Consider the following 18,164-nt stretch of genomic DNA (forward strand, 5'->3'; position numbering starts at 1 on the left):
ACGGCCTTGGGAGTGTCAGTGATGCCGGCCATACGCCGAGCATTCCTGAGGAAGCCGTTGGGCCGCTGTACGTGAACCGAGCGGCGGTCTACGCGGAGTTCAGACCCCGCCGAGCAGGAGGGCGAGGCCGCGTTCGACGGCCGGTGCCAGATCCTCCATGCCCGGCGCGACAACCCCGTACGAGCGGTGGAGGAAGCGCTGGAGCTGCGCCGTACGGAACCGGATCACGGCCAGCCCGTAGGGCGAGTGGAGTTCGATGACCGTGCGCGTCGGCCCACACGGCCACAGGTGGACCTCACCGATCCCCGCCGGGTTGTCCAGCCCCTCTTCCAGCAGCAGCCGGGAGAAGGTCCACGTCACTCGCTCCCCGTCGACCGAGACGTCCTCCGGGAAGTCGAGGTGCACGGCGAGGGGGTCGGCGGAGTCGTAGCGCAGGGTGACGACCAGTGGAAGCTCCTGGTAACCGGGGGTTATCAGGCGGGCGCGTGCGGACTGCTCCAGGGTTCTGTACATGATCGTCTTCCCGTCCGGGTGAGGCCTTGGGCCGGTTGTGCCGAGCTGCCCCCTCGACCTCCGGTAGTGCCCTGGCATTACGCCAATACCGGAGTTACCCCATGTGACGTGCGTCACTTTCTGTAATTACTTGAGTTTTTTGTCATCTAGCCTTACAAACTCATCCTCAATGTCCCATCCGCAGGTAACTGGAGCGTTCCTGCCCATGATTGACAACACCGCCACCGCGACCGACGCCTACGCCCGTATCTACGAGGAACAGCAACCGCGCCTCGTCGCATACGCGCGTTCGCTCACCAAGAGCAGCTGGGCCGCCGAGGATCTGGTCGCCGAGGCGCACTTCCGCGTGTGGCGACGGCTGTCGGCGGGGCACGAGATCGACAACGTGCCCGCCTACCTGATGACGACGGTCCGGCATCTGGCGGCAACCGTGGGCAGCAACTCGGCGCGCGAGACCCCGCAGGATCCGCAGGGCGGTTCGGAGCGGCCGGAGCGGGTCGTCTCGCAAGGGCGTCACGTCGACGACCCCGCCGAACAGGTGTCCTCGGTCGACCTGTTGGTGCGGGTGCTGGGCCAACTCCCCGACCGCTGGGTCAAGGCTCTGTGGCTGGCGGAGGCGGAGGGCCAGCCTCTGGCGGCGATCGGCCCGCAGATCGGCACCGGGACCAAGGAGGGCGCCACGGCGGTACTCCTCCACCGCGCCCGCGAAGGCATGCGGCAGGCCTTCCTGCGTGAGCAGCCCGGCGTCCCCGACAACACGGCGTGCGAGCCGTACTGGGTCCGCATGCCCGCGTACGTGCGCGGCACCGCGACCCGTCGCCAGTCCGACCAGATCGTCACCCACACGGACACGTGCGACGACTGCCGCCATCGACTCGCTTTGCTGATGCGCACGAACGACCGCCTGCCCGCGCTTGTCGGCCCCGCCCTGCTGGTGCTTCTGGTGGGCGGCACGGGGAAGTACCTGCTGTCGCTCGCGGCGTCGTCCGTCGGTGCGTCGAGCGCGGCCTCCGCCGCGGCCGGGCACAGTGGCGGGGCGGCGCACGCGGTACACGCTGTCCATGCGGTACGTCGTGTCGTGACCGCCGGCACGAAGGCGCCCAAGGCGCTCGCGTTGGCCTCCGGGGCGGCGGCAGCGGCTGTCGCGATCACCATCGCGCTCACCTCTCCGCAGGTCGAAATGCAGGAACGCACCCGGGTTCCGCTGGCGGGCAAGCCAGTGGCACCGGCGCCGGCACCGGTGGCGGACGTGCCGGTGACGGTGCCTGTGCCGCTGAAGGCGGGCCCGGCGCCCGAGGTGATGCCCGAGCGGGCCCCGACCGAGGTACGGGTCGCTGCTTCGGTGGTCACGGTGGCTCGGGGGAGCGGTACTGGTACCGGCACCGGTGTTGGCACGGGTACCGGCACGGGTGCGGGTTCCGGACCTGGGGCTGGTGCGGGCACGGTGACGGCTGTGCCGCCTGTGCCTGCTCCCGGTGCGCCGGTCGAGCACGAGCCTTCGGCGCCGAAGCCCCCGGCCGAGGAGCCGGTGCCGCCGGTGATCGAGACGCCTGGGGTGTATGTGCCTCCGGGGCCGCCTGTGGTGGAGCCGCCTGTGGTGGAGCCGCCTGTCGTGGATCCGCCGGTTGTGGCGCCGCCTGTTGTGGATCCGCCGGTTGTGGACCCGCCGGTTGTGGCGCCGCCTGTTGTGGAGCCGCCTGTCGTGGATCCGCCGGTTGTGGCGCCGCCCGTTGTGGCGCCGCCTGTTGTGGAGCCGCCTGTCGTGGATCCGCCGGTTGTGGACCCGCCCGTTGTGGCGCCTCCCGTGGTGGAGCCGCCTGTCGTGGCGCCGCCGGTTGTCGAGCCGCCTGTTGTGGAGCCGCCTGTCGTGGATCCGCCGGTTGTGGACCCGCCCGTTGTGGCGCCGCCTGTTGTGGCGCCGCCTGTTGTGGCGCCGCCGGTTGTGGCGCCGCCGGTTGTGGCGCCGCCCGTCGTGGAGCCTCCCGTCGTGGAGCCGCCCGTCGTGGACCCGCCGGTCTATGAGCCGCCCGTGGGTCCGGTCGTGGATCCTGCCCCTGACCCGGAGCCCGAACCGGATCCGGCCCCGGTCACCCCAACTCCCGTGGATCCCGGCCCTGTTGATGAGGCCCCGGTTCCTGACCCCGGCGGCTGCTGACCCGGCGATCGAACGAACCGCTTTCGGTTGAATTTTTCCTCGTCGAGCAACCTCGTCACGACTTCCCCTGTCTCACAGGTTGCTCACAGGTCGGACCTGGACGCGTTGGGGTGCGTCCGTACATGGGTCGGCCGGTCGTGGGCTGTCCAGTCCGATGCCACTTGACCATGGCACTGGCAGACGAGGAACCGATGACCACTCAGCAGCACAACACCACCAGCAGTAGCAGTAGCAGTAGCACCAACAACACCAGCACCAGCGGCAGTCGGCGCGACAACAACCGCCTGAAGCACTCCGCACTCGCCGCGGGGGCCGCGCTGGCCGTCGTCGTGTCGGTGGCCGGAGCGGCTCCGGGAGCCGGGGCCGCTCCGAGCGCCGCGCCCACGAAGCCGAAGCTCAGGCTCGTGGCCGCGACGGACTCCGTGACGGGCGAACGCTGGGAGGGGGAACCCGGCGTCTACCTGGACCTCGGTACGTATGTCACGGTGGACGACGTACCGCTGGAGTTCAAGGTGACCCGGAAGTCGTACAAGGACCCGGTGATCGCCGAGCAGATCATCCGCAAGGGCGGCAAGGCGCAGGCGAAGAGACTGCCTCCCGGGATGGTGAAGGACTTCGCGGGTCTGCCGGGCTTCCTGGAGGTGTCGTTCAGGAACGCCGCCGGTCAGGAGGTCGCGAAGAGCAAGGGCGCGTTCTGCCCGAACAACGCCTCCGGACGCATCCGCCCGGACGCCCCGGCCACCTCGCACTTCCCGGAGAGCTGCTCCACCAACCCCTTCACGCTGGGCAGCGTGTGGGGAGTGGAGAAGGGCTGGGCCACCAACGTCAGCTCGGTCGACTACGGCAACCCGGTGGATCTGCAGGCGGGGGAGTACACCGCCAAGGTGTCGATCGGGAAGATGTACCGCGACTTCTTCGGCATCCCCAATGACCAGCCGACCATCAAGGTGACGGTACTGCCGCGGAGCGACGGCGGCGAAAGTGGCGGCGGTGGCGGTGGCGGCGGAGTAGGGCTGGCGGCGCGATCCGCCGCCCAGCAGGGCGGGGGCCACGGCGGTCACGGGGGCCATGCGGGCCACGGGAGTTCCGGGGGTGGCGCAAGCCACGGGGCCCAGCCCTCCACCCCGACCGTGTCGCATCACTACGGTCCGCGCGGCGCGGACATGCCCACCCTGCCGGCCTTCCCCAACGCGCTGGTCGACCTGGGTAGGGCGCACCACCTGGGCGACGGTCCGGGGCACACCGACGGTTCGCGCGTCGCGCCCCCGCTGAAGGCCGCCGCCCAGCGGCCCACGGGCAGGGCGGGCGTACCGGCCAACGTGCCGAAGCCGGACCTGCGTTCGCTGCCGGCGTGGGACATCGCGGTCACGGACGGCGAGGACGGGGACGTAGCCGGAAAGGACTACCTGGCATTCAGCGCGAACGTCTGGAACGCCGGTCCGGCCCCGCTGGTCGTCGACGGCTTCCGCAAGCCGGGCAAGGACCTGATGGACGCCTACCAGTACTTCTACGACGCGAACGGCAAGCAGGTCGGCTACACGCCGACCGGCACCATGGAGTGGGACCCGCGCATCGGCCACGAGCACTGGCACTTCACCGACTTCGCGAGCTACCGCCTCCTGAGCGCCGACCAGACGAAGGAGGTGCGCAGCGGCAAGGAGGCGTTCTGCCTCGCCAACACCGACGCGATCGACTACACGGTGAAGAACGCCAACTGGCACCCCTTCAACACCGATCTGTCGACCGCCTGCGGCGAGAAGAGCTCCCTCTCGGTCCGTGAGGTGCTGGACGTCGGCTCCGGCGACACGTACACGCAGTACCGCCCGGGCCAGTCCTTCGACATCACCGGCCTCCCGAACGGCACGTACTACATCCAGGTCATCGCCAACCCGGAGAAGCGCCTCCAGGAGACCAACCTCAACAACAACGTCGCCCTGCGCAAGGTGATCCTCGGCGGCACCGAGGGCGCGCGGACGGTGACGGTACCGCCGCACGACCTGATCGACGTGAAGTAACCGGCCGGCTCATCCAGACCGGGTGCCGCACCTCCGGGGGGAGACCATCCCCCTCGGGGGTGCGGTGCGCTACACCGCCGCACCACGCAGGCCTTTCATCGCCTGGCCGAGGCCGCGGCCTGATCTCGTACATGGGTCGTACGTCCGACCAGGCCGGCACCTGCACCAGAGGCCCCGGAGATCCGGGGCCTCTCATGTGTGCGCACCGGGCCGACTCAGCCCCGTGACGTGCTACGAACCTCAGTCCTGGCGTACGACGTTGGTGCCCGCGCCGCCCGAGAGGATGTCCTGGCCCGCGCCGCCGTACAGCTTGTCGTTGCCGCTGTTGCCCCAGATGTAGTCGATGCCGGCGTTGCCGTACAGGACGTCGTTGCCCTTGCCGCCGTACATGTGGTCGCCATCGGCTCCGCCGTAGACCGTGTCGTTGCCGTCGTCACCGCTCAGGTCCTGGGCTCCGGCGCCGCCGCGGATCACGTCGTTGCCCTTGCCGCCCTGGGCGATGTCACCGGAGGTGGTGATGGTGTCGTTGCCGTCACCGCCGGCCACGAGCAACGCGTTACCCGCGCTGATGGTGTCGTCGCCTGCCTCACCGAGCACGAAGTTGCCGGCGACGTTGCCCCGGCCGGTCAGCTTGTCCTTGCCCGCGCCGAGGACGAACGCGGTGGTGAGGTAGGTCTCGTCGCTCTCGTTGGTGAAGTCGACCACGTCATTGCCGTCGCCGAGGTTCATCCGCATGATCTGGTACGGGCTCTGGCTGTCCACTGTGACGACGGTGCACGCGACCTTCGTGTGGTCGGTGGCGCTGGGGTAGACGCACCCGCGTCCGACACTGATCGGGACGACGTCGTCGACCACGAAGGTGATGTCCGTGGCGTTGGCGTAGGACTCGGTGACGGTCACCTTGTTGGTCTGGCCGGCGGCGGCCGTGTAGGTGAACTCCCGGTCGTTGAAGCTGACTTCGGCCTTGGCGGACGGTGTCGCGGCACCGGCGGTGCCGGCGGCCAGCAGAAGCGGAACGGTCGCCAGCCCGGTACCGAGGGCCAGCGTCAACGCCAGTGCCGATGCGGACGCGGTGCGGGTCGTGCGGCGGCGCGTGGGGGAAAAGGGCATGCGAGTAACCTCCAGGGCCACATGGGCACTTGAGAAGATTTCAGGAATCAGTGACGCCCTGTGAGACGGCCGAGGTGCGCTTCGGGTTGTGGTCGGCCGCCCAAGCGGAAGGCCAAGCGTTCGGGCAGGCGGAGTAGCCCCAACCTCCACCCCTCGTCCATCCATGTGAACAACGATCAAGTACGCGACTATTGACGTGTCCAGGACCACCCCTCTAACTTCCGAGAGAAAGCGCTTTCCAATCCGGTCCGGCAGCAGATCCTCCGCTTCGTCCAACCGTCTGGAGATGGAGAACCACGATGCAACTGAGACCCGTCATCGCGTGCGTCAGCCTGCTGGCAGGCACCCTCGTCGCGCTCTCCGGCACCACCGCACAGGCCGCGACCACCCGCTACGAGGCCGAAACGTCACCGGCGGTCTGCACGGGCACCATCGACTCCGACTGGACCGGCTACTCCGGCAGCGGATTCTGCAACGGCACCAACTCGGCCGGATCGTATGCCCAGTTCACCGTATCCGCACCCGCATCGGGCACGGCGACACTGGGTGTCCGCTTCGCCAACGGCACCACCACCGCCCGTGCCGTGAACGTCATCGTGAACGGCACGACGGTCTCGACGGCGTCGTTCGAGGGCACGAGCACCTGGACGGCGTGGACGACGAAGACCCTGACCGTGCCGGTGGTCGCGGGCAACAACACCATCCGCCTCAACCCGACGGCCGCCGCGGGCCTCCCCAACATCGACTACCTCGACGCGAACGTCCCGGACGGCGGCACCACACCACCCCCCACGGCCTCCGCCCTCTATGTGTCCCCGGCCGGCACGGACAGCGCGGCCGGCACGTCGTCGGCGCCGACGACCCTCACCTCCGCGATCGGCCGTATCACGGCGGGCGGCACGATCTACGTACGCGGCGGCACGTACAACTACGCCTCGACGGTGACGATCCCGGTCGGCAACAACGGCACCGCGTCCGCCCGCACGGTCCTGGCCGCCTACCCGGGTGAGACCCCGGTCCTCAACTTCTCTGCGCAGACCGAGAGTTCCTCGAACCGGGGGCTCCAGCTCAACGCCAACTACTGGCACATCAAGGGCCTCGTCGTCGAACGGGCGGGTGACAACGGCATCTACGTCGGCGGCAGCAACAACGTCGTCGAGCGCACGGTGACCCGCTTCAACCGTGACACCGGCCTTCAGCTCGGCCGTATCGCCTCCACCACGCCGGCCGCCGACTGGCCCGCCAACAACCTGATCCTCAGCGCCGAGTCGCACGACAACGCCGACTCGGACGGCGAGGACGCGGACGGCTTCGCGGCGAAACTGACGACGGGCGCGGGCAACGTCTTCCGCTACGCCGTGTCCCACAACAACATCGACGACGGCTGGGACCTCTACACCAAGACGGACACGGGCCCCATCGGCCCGGTCACGATCGAGGACTCGCTCTCCTACCGGAACGGCACCCTCACCGACGGCTCCCAGGCCGGCAACGGCGACCGCAACGGCTACAAGCTCGGCGGCGACGACATCGCCGTCAACCACATAGTCCGGCGCAGCATCGCCTACAACAACGGCAAGCACGGCTTCACCTGGAACAGCAACCCCGGCACGATGGCGGTGTCGGACAACGTCAGCATCGACAACACGGAGCGCAACTTCAACTTCGACGGCGGTACGTCGGTGTTCCGCACGAACACGTCCTGCCGCAGCGCCGCCGGCACGAACGACCGGATCGTCGGCAACTCCGACACGTCGAACCAGTTCTGGTCGGGCACGAACGGCGCGCGCTGCTCGTCGTACGCGGGCGCCCTCCACTGGTCGTTCGCGTCGGACGGGCGGCTGGTGGTGACGTTCGGGGGGTAGGGGGCGCGGCGCGTCTCTCGTGCGGGGGTGAGCCGATCGACCAGGACCGCCACCCCCGTCCGACACCCTCAGGTCGCTGACCTGGGGGTGTCTGCCGTTCGCGCCTCCGTGATCCCCTTTTGAGGCAACATCGATGTTAGTAACTCAACGACCGTCCGGCGTCGCCTCACCTTGAGCGTCCGCATGGATGTCGACCGGCGCAAGAGCCGCTGCGACGAGGCCGACCCAATTCAGCTGTCGACGCGACCTACTTGGCGTTAGCGTGCACCGGTGATCAGTGAAGAGGGAATGCGTCTGGGCGCGGAGGCCGCACGGCGGCTGGCGGGGACAGGACGCTACGAGTTCGAGGCGGGACTGTCGGACGCCGAGTTCGCGCGGATCGAGGACGAGTACGGCTTCGAGTTCGCGGACGATCACCGCGGGTTCCTCGCCGCGGGCCTTCCGGTCAACGTTCCGCCTGAGGAGGGGCAGACCTGGTCAAAGCCCTGGCCGGAGTGGCGTAGCGAGGATCCGACCGGTCTGCGGGATCGGCTCAACCGGCCGGTCGAGGGAGTCCTCTTCGACGTGGGGCACAACGGGTTCTGGTACGCGGCCTGGGGTGAGCGTCCGTTGGACGACGTGGTCGCCGTTGCCACAGCACGGCGTCATCTCGCCGACGTGCCGTTGCTCGTCCCGGTGTATGCCCACCGATACCTTCCTGCCGGGCGGGGGAGTTTCGGGCATCCGGTCCTGTCGATGTGGCAGACCGACATCATCTACTACGGGCTGGACCTCGTCGACTACATGCACCAGGAGTTCGACGACGCACGCGGCGACGTCGACGACGGGTGGGACCCCCGAGCGACGGTGCCCTTCTGGCGGGACCTTCTCTGACTGGAGGCCGTAGCGCACCGCCGGGACGGGCCCGTCCCGGCGAGTTCGTCACGGTCGGTCGGTGATGTGGAACTCCATCCATTCGATGCCCGGGATGGTGAAGTGGGCGCCGGTGTTGGCGGCGGCGATGCCCTCGAACTCGTGGTGGGTGCCCGGGCCTTGGGTGCCGAGGCTCCAGGGTGTCGCGATTTTCCACGCGCTCTCCAGAGCGGCCAGCAGCGCTTGTTCGGGAGTGGGGCGGCCGAGCGGTGAGGCCAGTCGCAGCACGGCCAGTTCGGGGAACCTGCAGTATCGCTCGTAGGTCTCCAGCTCGACGGAGCGATCCAGTCGGGCTGCGAGACGCCCGACGACGCGCTCGGCGGCGCTGCGGTCGTTCGCGTGTACGTGACAGCGCCAACGGATCGTCTCGAACATGCCGAAACCATACGGCCAGGCGTGGGGATTTGTGGGCCGAACCGGCGTCCGAGCCCGCCGGGTCGGTTCTGCGCCTTCGCTGACGAGAGCGGGTCTCGTCTCGTCGTCACCTGCCACGCGGGTCACCATGGCGGTCACCCTGGCGGTGGCGGCAGCTTTGTCATAGCCGTCGCCACCGCCCACGCACGGGGCTACCCGTTCACCCGCTCACGGCAGGATCGGCAGCAACCCGCAGTTCGAGGTCGCCGGCTTTCCCGACAGGCGGTCCGTCAGCCAGTCGACCGCGCTTCCCTGGTCCGCGAGCAGGGGGGTGACGTGGTTCAGCAGGGGGCTGATCACGTCCGGCAGGATCACCGGCACGTACGTGATGTCCGCGCCCTTCGCGCACCAGTCCTTGGCGAGGCGGCGGGCCTGCTTGTGCGGGACCAGGTTGTCGCTGGTCCCCGTCGCGACGCGTACCGGGCCCGAGGGGGTGAGGGTGCCGATGCGCTGGCTGTTCAGGAAGGTCTGAAGGGCCGGGGTGGACGCGATGATGTCGGAGAGGGACGCGCCGTCCGTCGTCCACTTCGTGCTCTTCGTGTAGCCGTAGTGCAGCAGGGCGTCGCCCACGCACATCGTCGACAGGTCGGTCATGGCCGCTTTGCCCGCCGCGTTCAGGTGGGCCTCCGCCAGTGGTCTCAGCGTGGGGTCCGACTGGAGGAAGCCGTTGAGGGACCAGCCGAGCGCGCCCGCCAGCTCGCTGCCGTCGATCGCCTTCGTGACCGACTTCAGGTCGGCCGGTGGGGCGCCCGAGTAGGTGCCGGCGAGGGTGGTGTCGGGGGCGTAGGAAGGCTGGAGTTCCGCTGCCGCCGCCGTCGCTCCGCCGCCCTGGCTGTAGCCGAACAGACCCACCCTGGACTCGGACGTGACCGAGGTGCCGGGGAGGGAACGGGCGGCGCGTACGGCGTCCAGTACCGCGTGGGCCTCGTCGAGCCGGTTGACGTAGGTGTGGAGTCGGTCCGTCGCGCCCAGGCCGGCGTAGTCCGTGACGACCACGGCGGCGCCGGTCGCGAGGAGGCGGTAGATCGCCACGTCCTCGTAACCGACTGACACCGTACGGCCGTTGAGGAGCAGGGGGTGCTCCAGGCCCATGGACGCAGCGCACTGGTCGCCCTGGCCCATCGTGCCGGGGGCCACCGCAACGAGCGGACGGGCACCGCCGCCCTTCCAGGCCGCCGTCGGTTCGATGTACGCGCCGGTGACCGCCACCGGGGCGCCGTTCGAGTCGGTGGACCTGTACATCAGGCGGGTCGCCCGGCCGGGCAGCGGCCCGTCGAGGGTGGGGAGGGAGATGGCCAGGGGGAGTGGTTCCGAGCGGACCACCGCGCCGTTGGCGGCGGGGAGCGTGGCCGGGGGCGTGTAGAACGCCGGGATCTCCACACCCCCGGACACGACCGTCTCCGTCGAGGAGGCGTCCGAGGCCGTGGCTGTCGTGTACGAGAGAACCTGAGCGCCCAAGCAGGTCGCGGCGGTGAGCGTCGCGGCCAGGAGCCGTCTGCGTGCGGGCATGGCGAACCTCCTGTGAAGTGGGGCAGGAAGCAGAGAGGAACCGGGAGACGCCAAGAGGCCGCCTCTCCCTACTGATTGGTTCGCCAGGACCGTACCTACTGGTCGGTTACTTCGGGTAGCAGTCGGAAGATTACGGTTGAGTAACTTGACTCACTGTCTAATTGGGGGGAACCGGACGTCACTGGTCGCCGGTCAGCAGCCGGTGGACCTCGGGTCGAACTTCAGGGGGGCCAGCCGGTCGGCGGCGACGGCCTCGTTGTAGGTCGCGTGGGTGACCTGGAACCAGACGGCGTCCTTGGTCTTGTCGCCGTTCACGTCGTCCAGGCTCACGCACCAGCGTTCCTGCCGCACGACCCGCGTGTACGTCTCCGTGCCGCTTCGAACCTTCGTGCACGTCTGCGAGCTCTCGGTGGTGTACCAGGTGCGCGTCTTCTTCTTGCTGCCCGTGCCCGTACGCGAGGTGTGCTTGACCTTCTCGGTGGTGAGCGCGCACTTCTTGACCAGGTGCGGGCGGGTGGCCTTGGCCGTCTTGCGGGTGATGTGGCGGACGTTGCCACGGAGGCCGGAGACGGTCGTCGGCTCCTGAGTGGGCTGCGGGGCGCTGCCGTTGTCGTACTTGCCGCTGCCGCTGCCGTTGTTCCCGCTGGCGGAGGAGCCCCGCGAGGTGTCGTTCCCGCCTCCGCACGCGCCGAGTCCGGCCACGAGGACCATCGTCAGACCGGCCACCATCAGGCGTTTCCTGCTGGGCATGTTGGGTTCCCCGTTCGCTGCTGTCTCAAAAAAGACGGTCAGCGTACCTTCCTCGTCCGGGTACTTCCCTCCCCCGGTACCTCACTCACATGGCGATCACCGCGATCGTGATGAGTACGACGATCACCGTGACGCACGCCCCGATCACACAGCCCACGTCGCTCGTCAGCTTGTCCAGGCCGGACAAGGGGGCCGGGGACTGCGGTGTGGTGGTGGGTGGCGGAGGGAGAACGGTCGGCTGTGATCCGGCCGGGCGGACCAGCGCGTCGCGCAGGATCTGCTGCCAGACCGACGGCGGCAGATCGGGGACCTCGCCGTTCGTCGGCGAAACAAGCGTCCGGGAGAGCCAGTTGGTCCAGACGGGATGCGGAGCCCGGACCATCGTGTACAGCATTTCGTGCAGGTCGTGCAGATACTCCTCCTCGCGGGCCAGTGGGGCCACGGCCCAGGAGAAGAGATGCGCCGCCCGGTCCGCGAGGGCCGCACCCGACATGGACTCCCCGGTCTGTCCGTGCGGTGTCAGGTAGAGATGGTTGCGGAGTACCTGCGCGCACAGGTCCTGTCGCATCTTCCGGGGGCGCGTCTCGCGACGCTGGGGGTTTCCCAGCTCGGTCAGCAGCAACCCCACTGATCTCGGGGGGAGTTCGTCGGCCTGGAGCAGCTCGCGGAACAGTACGTCGTCGGGTGCCTTCTGCAACTGCGCCATCAGGATGCGGTGTTCCACCTGGTCCCCGCGCTCATCACCGCGCAGGTCGTCATGGAGCTGGCGTTGCTGGTGTTGCTGGTAGGCGGACGAGGGTTGGGACTGAGGCCGGGGCGAGGGCTGGGACTGAGGCTGGGACTGGGGCTTCTCGTACGTCGTTTCGCGGTGCGGCTCCTGCTGCGGCTCTGGCTGCCGCTCCCGTTGACGTTCCTGTGGCGTTTCCGTACGGGGGCCGGACGGCCGGTGTTCCGTGCGCAGGATCCTTCGCAGAAGATCCCGTCGCCGCTCCCAGTCCATTGTCGCGCCGTCGCGCAGTTCCTTCGTCAGCTGGGGCACGCCCGGGGGAGCCCCCCGGTGGGCGAGGAGGTGATCGACCAGACGGGACGCCGCCTGGTGTTCGAAACGGGCGTCCACCGTCCTGCCGCCCATCACCCTGGCCAGCGGGCCGGAGCCGCCGGTCTCCTGTTCCCAGCGAGGGACCGACGTCAGGCGCAGGGGGTGGGTGTCGACCGTGTCGTAGGTCGCGAACGTCCAGTCGCGGCCGGGCCAGTCGTCGAAGAGGAGGAACAGGCCCAGGTAGACCAGCGCGGCCTCGTCCTGGTTCGGCCAGCCCGCCGGCCGCTCCTCGCCCACCAGCAGTGACACCCGTTGGGCCGGGTCGCGCAGCCACTCCGCCGTCGCCATCATCAGCGCGCCCCGCACGTTCTCCAGCCGGGCCTCCATCCTCGGCAGCCGTTCGTGCGCGAGGTCGTCGAGGTGCGCGCAGTCGATCACCGGCTTCGGGCCCGCGGCCCGTTCCGCGAACTCCCGGGAGCTCCAGCCGCCGTACGCCAGGCCCAGGCACCGGAGCGTGCTCAGGGTGGCGGGGGCGCCGGTCAGCACGTGGCTGGCTGTGCTGGGTCGGCCCGTACGGTCCGTTGTGGGCCAGCGCCCGACAAGCAGGACCTCGCCGTCGCGGGACAGGGTGCGCACGACGCTGGGGCGGGCCGCGCCCGGGCCGGACACCCACAGCAACGGGCCCAGTTCGCGGCCCAGTTGCTCGGCCCGCTCGGCCGAGCAGGAGTGGGCGACCGCCTTCATACCGGTGCCCTGACGGCCCTGGTTGCCCTCCCACCGGAAGACGACCTGATGTACGGAGGGCGCCGACAGTATCGAGGACGACGTCTCCTGGGATTCGTTGTATTCGTTGTATTCGCTCACTTCTCTTCTCCTCCCCGCTCCCGTTCCTTCTCCCGTTCCCGCTCCCGCTGTCGTCCGGGTCCTCCGGCTCCCCGCGCCCCGGGTACGCGCAACTCCCCGTCCGCCGAACCCTCCGTGGGTACCGCCTCCCAGGCCGCCGCCTCGCCCCTCGCGAACGCGTCGGGGCCGCCCGGGACGTCGATCAGGCCGTGCATCGCGAGCAGCGAGAGCAGCGGTTCCAGCACGCGCCGGGGGGCCGCGCCCGCCGGGTAGCGGCCCTGGTCCTCCTGGCCGCCGGTGGCCGACGCGACGTGCAGGGTGCACCGGCGGATCGCGTCGAAGGGGCGCAGCCAGGCCTGACCCGCGTGCCGGCGCAGGTACGCGTGGACGTCCTGGCTCTCCTCGCGCAGCACGGCGGGGTCGAGGGTGGTGCGGGCTCCCCGGGCCAGCCAGCGGTCGACCGGGGACTGGAAGCGCAGCAGGTCCGCCTTGCCCAGCACCATCGTGGCCGCCACCTCCAGGTAGGGGCCCGTCTTCGGGAGCCGGTCCAGGACCGTCGCGAAGGCGAGGTCGCCGTCCCGGTTCACCTCGACTCCCCCGCGTTCCCTCGCGTGGTCCAACTGCGGTACGGGGAGCGCCAGAAGCGGGTCGACGACGAAGACCAGGGCGTCCACCCCGAGCAGGAACCGCAGGGCCGCGTCCGTCCGTACGAGGTCCTCGCCGCCCAGGTCGAAGAAGGCGACGGGACGCACCTGGCCGTGGGCGTCGGTGATCAGGAGGGACTCGACGAAGCGGGCGAAGCCGTCCAGGCCCACGCCGGTGGTGTGGTCCAGGACCTGGCCGTTGCGCAGGGGCTGCACCCGTTCCCGTACGAACCGGGCATGCTGTTCGGGGTTGACGGACTGCCAGGAGAGGCCGAACGGTTCGAGGCCGCCGTCGGTGATCTCGGCGATCATCTGGGTCAGCAGATGGCTCTTGCCGGTGGAGGACTGGCCGACCATCGCGACCGTCAGCGGGCGGCCGTACGTCAGATACGGCACGGGGATGAAGTGTTCGGGGAACCCCGGGTCGGCCGTGCACTTCTGGACGGCGCCCCGCAGCACGTCCTGGCGGCGCAGTTTGCCCAGGCCCGCGAGGTTCAGGGGCTGGTACTGCATCCGGCTGTCGGTGACGTACAGCGCGCTCAGGTCGAGCTGGATGGTCTCCAGGCAGTACGGGCAGGCGACCTCGCTCTCGGACCGGCCGGTCGCGGGGCCGACCTCCGAGGGGGGTGCCAGGGGGGCCTGTCGTTTGGCGCGCAGGGCCTGCTCGAAGGCCTCCCGGTCCTGGCGGGTCTCGTCGGGGGGCGAGAGGAGGGTGGCCCGGCGGGAGGTTCCGGGGGCCAGCAGGTCGAGGAGCTGGGCGGGGGAGGGGCGGGCGGTCGCCCGGGGGGCGAAGGCGTCGCGCAACGTCTCGTCGAGGACCCGGTGTTCGGCCAGGTCGGCGGGGGACCGGTCGGGGTGGCCGGGGCGGCCGGTCACCAGGCGGTAGAGGACCTGGGCCGCGCTCCACACCGCGTCCCGGGAGTCGACGAGGCCCTCGCCGCGCCGCTGTTCGGGCGAGGAGTAGGGGGCGCGGCCCCAGGCCGTGCGCGGCCGGCCGGCGTCGGCCACGCCCTCCAGTCCCCAGAGTTGGAGGGAGGCGCCGTCCCAGAGCACGGTGGCGGGTGAGATGCCGCGCGGGACGAGGCCCTGGTCGTCCAGCAGGCACAGGGCGAGCATCAGGTCGCGGGTGAGGACGCGTTGGTCGGTCGACGACATGACGTGGGTTCTCGCGGCGGTGGCGCCGCGCGGTGGGTCGTACAGGAGGAACGGCTCGTCGGTGTCCAGTTCGTAGCCGATGAGCCGGGGGAAGAGCGGGGCGAACTCGGTGCCGTCGACCAGCCGGTGGAGTCGCAGCGCGGTGCCCGCCTCGGTGTCGAGGAGGGCGCGGGCGGCCGGGGTCGTCGCGTCGGCGGCGGAGAGCCGGACTTGTACGCAGCGCTGCCCCTGGCGCCTGTCGTCGAGCAGGGCGTTGCGGATGAGCGGGGGGAGTTGCGGGTCGCGCCGGGACTCGGGGCCGAAGCGGACCCGGGCGACGCGGCGGCGGCCGGAGGGGGTGCTGAAGCCGAGCTTGGCGTCGGCGGGGCCCTCGGGGCCCGGCGGACGCTCCGGCCCGGGGTGGGTGGTGCGGGTCACCATCGGTCGCCGTCCGCTCGGTCGTAGGAGCCGTCGTACGGACGGTCGTACGGGCTGTCGTCCATGCCGTCGTGCCCGTCGCTGTCGCTGTCGCCGTCGTCGCGGGGGCGGAAGGTCTCCACCACGCCGGGGCGCAGCGGGGTGAGCCGGAGCAGGCCCGCGTACCGTCCCGACGACGTCCACTCCACCTCCTGCGAGCGGTCCGAACCGTTCGCGCGCCAGGCCTTCTCGACCTCGTCGCGTACGGCCAGGGGCGCGAACCTGATCCAGACCGCCGCCGCCGGGTCGCGGCTGAGCAGTGTGCTCTGGTCGGGCGAGGACAGCTGGACCACGGCCTGCCGGCCGGTCTCCGCGCCGACCAGTTCGGCCAGCCCCTGCGGGTCGGTGCCCAGCAGGTTCGCCGAGGTGGCGCGGGCGCGGCGGGGTGCGGCGAACGGCGGCGGGGCCAGGACCCCGTTGTGGCGGAGATGCCTGCGGGCCGTCGACAGGAGTTCGGCGACCCGTCCCTCGATACGGGTCGCGGCGAGCGTGCCGGCCTGGCCGCGTTCCACGGCGCCCCAGTAGGACCGCATCGCCTCCAGTGCGGCGTCGGTGAGGTCGGCGGCGAGCGTGGCGACCAGTTCAGGCCCGCCCTCGCCGGTCTCCCGGTCCAGCCAACGCGGCGTCCCCCCGGCGCCGTTCGCCGTCGGGGAGTCCGGCGAGTCCGGCGGGGCGGGGTGCGGTGTCCGGGCGGACGGGGACACGGGGGATACGAGGGGCTCGTCGGGGTCGGCGGCCGCGTCCGCCGGGTTGGTGGCGTCGGTGGGGTGGGCCGGGTCGTGGTCCCAGGGTGGGGCGTCCGGCCAGGCGTAGGCGCTCATCCAGTCGTCGTGGCCGTCCTTCTCGTCGGTACCGTCGGCCGTACCGTCGCCGGCCCCCGAGAACGCGTCCGGCGTGCTCGACAGCCAGTCGTCCGCCGCGGAGCCCGGGGCGCCGTACGTCCCGTGCATGCCGTTGCCGCCCCCGACCGTCGTCCGCTCGGGTTCGGGTACCGCCTCGGCCTCCGCCGCCGCCGCGGTCGCCCGCAGCACACCGGCGACGGAACGGGCGGCGTCCGCGCAGTTCAGGCGCTCCTCGACGGCCCAGTGTTCCCGGACGCCCTGGGCCAGCAGGGCGTCGAGGCCGGCGAGGGATTGGCGGAGTGCGGCGGTGGCGTGGCCGGGTGCCCAGGTGTCGGCCGCCGTACGCCAGAGACGGCGGGCCGTCTCCGCCGCCGCGCACAGGCCGAGCAGCAGACCGGACGTGCTCAGCCAGGGCGCCGGGTGGGTCGCGTACGCGAGCAGTGTCCCGGTCAGGGCGCCGCCGAAGGCCGCGATCCGGGGGGCCAGTGCCCAGTGGCCGGGACGGCCGGAGCCGTGCAGGCGGGACGTGCCCAGCTGTGCCATGGCGATGAAGAGGAGGGGGATGAGGAGGGCGAGTGGTTGCAGGGGGGCTTGCCAGAGGGCGCCCAGGAGGGCGGCGGTGAAGGTTGCGGCGGGTGCGCCGGGGGCGACGTCGTATGCCGGGTGCGGGTCCGTCGTGGCTGGTCGCGCAGTTCCCCGCGCCCCTGGGGGGGTGCTGTCGGGTGTCGGGTGCGAGTTCGTTGTGGCTGGTCGCGCAGTTCCTCGCGCCCCTGAGGGGGCGACGTCTGAGGGGGAGCTGAACTCGGCCAGTTTTCTTGCCAGTGCTGAGCTCGGTACTGGTTCCACTCGGCCGGCCAGGGTGGTGAAGCGTTGGGCGACCGAGCGTAGGGGGAGGCCCTGGGCGAGGAGTTTCTCGGCGTACTCGCGCAGGCCGTCGCCGATCCGGTCGCGCATGCCCTCCGCCGTGGGTACCCGCAGGCCCAGGTCGGTGAGGCGGGCCGCCGCCTCGGCGGTCGAGGACGTCGTGCCGGTGCCGCTGCGCAGCGCCCTGCCGACGAGGGACCGGTAGGCGTCGAGGGACCGGTGGGCCTGGTCGAGGTCGGCCTCGAAGGCGCCGCGGCGCGAGGGGCGCAGCAGCCCGGGGAGGGTACGCAGGCCGGCCAGCGCCTCGTCGGCGTAGTCGAGGGCGTCCGCGCAGGCCCGGTAGGTGTCCTCCGCCGTGCCGTTCGGCTGCCGGTGCCGTTGGTCGCGGCCGCTGCGCCCGTTCGCCAACGCCCTCAGCGGGTCCGGGAGATCGGCGCCGGATCCGGCGGCCGTCGGCGGCGCGTGGTCGGTGTCGTGGCCCGCGAACCGGGTGAGGGCGTCGCGCCAGGCCCGGTCGCGTGTCTCCGGGGGCAGGTCCTGCTCCAGCAGACGAACGCCGGGTGCGGCGACGGCGTCGGGCAGCGCCGCCACGTCCTTCAGGACGCGCCGGTAGACGTCCGGGACCGACAGGACGTCGACGAGGACGGCCAGCGCGTCCGGGTCGTCGGGCGCGGGATTCTCCAGTGCCGTACGCGATGAGCGCAGGTCACCGGCCCACAGGACGGCCGCACGGTCGGTGCGCAGTACGGCGGGGCGCAGCAGCCGCCGGTCGGGCCGGAACGCCTCGCCCGCACCGGCGTACGAACCGGGCGCGCTGCCCACCAGCAGGACCAGGATCCTGACCTCCCCCACGGCCCGGTGGGCGGCGAGGAGTTCGTACTGCCGCTGGTGGTCGGTGAGCCCGGCCGGGGTGTCGGTCACCAGGAACATCGGGTCGTCGGGCTCCGGTTGACCTGCCTGGGCGAGACGGCGGGCGACGCGGGCCCGGAGTGCCTGGGGGGTGTCGAGTGCCGCCGCCCCCGAGCGCAGGTCGAGCGGGACCACCACGGGGCCGAAACCCTCGAAGCTCGCAGCCATG

General features: G+C 70.8%; 12 protein-coding genes. 4 read left to right on the forward strand and 8 right to left on the reverse strand.

Annotation, left to right across the window (positions count from 1 at the left end; translation table 11 throughout):
• Positions 1-99: 99 nt before the first annotated feature.
• Positions 100-513 carry an SsgA family sporulation/cell division regulator gene (locus tag PV734_RS36310; RefSeq protein ID WP_319293671.1) on the reverse strand — a complete coding sequence of 138 codons (414 nt, stop codon included), beginning with the start codon at positions 511-513 and terminating at the stop codon, positions 100-102.
• A 205-nt stretch (positions 514-718) separates the two neighbouring features.
• Between PV734_RS36310 and PV734_RS36315 the strand changes: the two genes are divergently transcribed.
• Entirely contained in the window at positions 719-2,668 is a 1,950-nt protein-coding gene (locus PV734_RS36315; protein ID WP_319293673.1) for a sigma-70 family RNA polymerase sigma factor, read from the forward strand.
• Between the two features lie 191 nt (positions 2,669-2,859).
• Positions 2,860-4,683, forward strand: a complete 1,824-nt coding sequence (locus tag PV734_RS36320; protein ID WP_319093004.1) for a lysyl oxidase family protein — start codon at positions 2,860-2,862, stop codon at positions 4,681-4,683.
• 240 nt (positions 4,684-4,923) lie between these two features.
• Here PV734_RS36320 and PV734_RS36325 read toward each other — a convergent pair whose 3' ends face one another.
• Positions 4,924-5,793, reverse strand: coding sequence for a calcium-binding protein (locus PV734_RS36325; RefSeq protein WP_319093003.1), 870 nt, complete (start codon positions 5,791-5,793; stop codon positions 4,924-4,926).
• 299 nt (positions 5,794-6,092) lie between these two features.
• Between PV734_RS36325 and PV734_RS36330 the strand changes: the two genes are divergently transcribed.
• Complete coding sequence (locus PV734_RS36330; RefSeq protein WP_319293675.1) at positions 6,093-7,658, forward strand: carbohydrate-binding protein; 1,566 nt, start codon at positions 6,093-6,095, stop codon at positions 7,656-7,658.
• 270 nt (positions 7,659-7,928) lie between these two features.
• Positions 7,929-8,531: a hypothetical protein gene (locus PV734_RS36335; RefSeq protein ID WP_319093001.1), complete on the forward strand. Its 603-nt coding sequence runs from the start codon at positions 7,929-7,931 to the stop codon at positions 8,529-8,531.
• Positions 8,532-8,579: 48 nt separating this feature from the next.
• Here the strand turns inward: PV734_RS36335 and PV734_RS36340 are convergent, their stop codons facing one another.
• The 6 genes from PV734_RS36340 to PV734_RS36365 form a co-directional block, all read right to left on the reverse strand.
• A complete protein-coding gene (locus tag PV734_RS36340) occupies positions 8,580-8,945 on the reverse strand; it encodes a hypothetical protein (protein WP_319093000.1) in 366 nt (121 codons plus the stop codon).
• Between the two features lie 207 nt (positions 8,946-9,152).
• A complete protein-coding gene (locus tag PV734_RS36345) occupies positions 9,153-10,493 on the reverse strand; it encodes an alpha/beta fold hydrolase (protein ID WP_319293677.1) in 1,341 nt (446 codons plus the stop codon).
• A gap of 192 nt (positions 10,494-10,685) precedes the next feature.
• The gene (locus tag PV734_RS36350; RefSeq protein ID WP_319293679.1) at positions 10,686-11,243 is read right to left on the reverse strand and encodes a hypothetical protein; all 558 of its coding nucleotides are present in this window, start codon (positions 11,241-11,243) and stop codon (positions 10,686-10,688) included.
• Positions 11,244-11,328: 85 nt separating this feature from the next.
• Positions 11,329-13,146 (reverse strand): hypothetical protein, encoded by a 1,818-nt coding sequence (locus tag PV734_RS36355; protein WP_319293681.1) that lies wholly within the window; start codon positions 13,144-13,146, stop codon positions 11,329-11,331.
• Positions 13,143-15,344: a hypothetical protein gene (locus PV734_RS36360; protein WP_319293683.1), complete on the reverse strand. Its 2,202-nt coding sequence runs from the start codon at positions 15,342-15,344 to the stop codon at positions 13,143-13,145. Before PV734_RS36360 ends, PV734_RS36355 begins: the two co-directional genes overlap by 4 nt.
• A complete protein-coding gene (locus PV734_RS36365; RefSeq protein WP_319293760.1) occupies positions 15,338-18,163 on the reverse strand; it encodes a hypothetical protein in 2,826 nt (941 codons plus the stop codon). Before PV734_RS36365 ends, PV734_RS36360 begins: the two co-directional genes overlap by 7 nt.
• Between the last annotated feature and the right edge of the window lies 1 nt (position 18,164).

This window comes from Streptomyces sp. AK08-02 (assembly GCF_033795085.1).
Taxonomy (GTDB): Bacteria; Actinomycetota; Actinomycetes; order Streptomycetales; family Streptomycetaceae; genus Streptomyces; species Streptomyces echiniscabiei.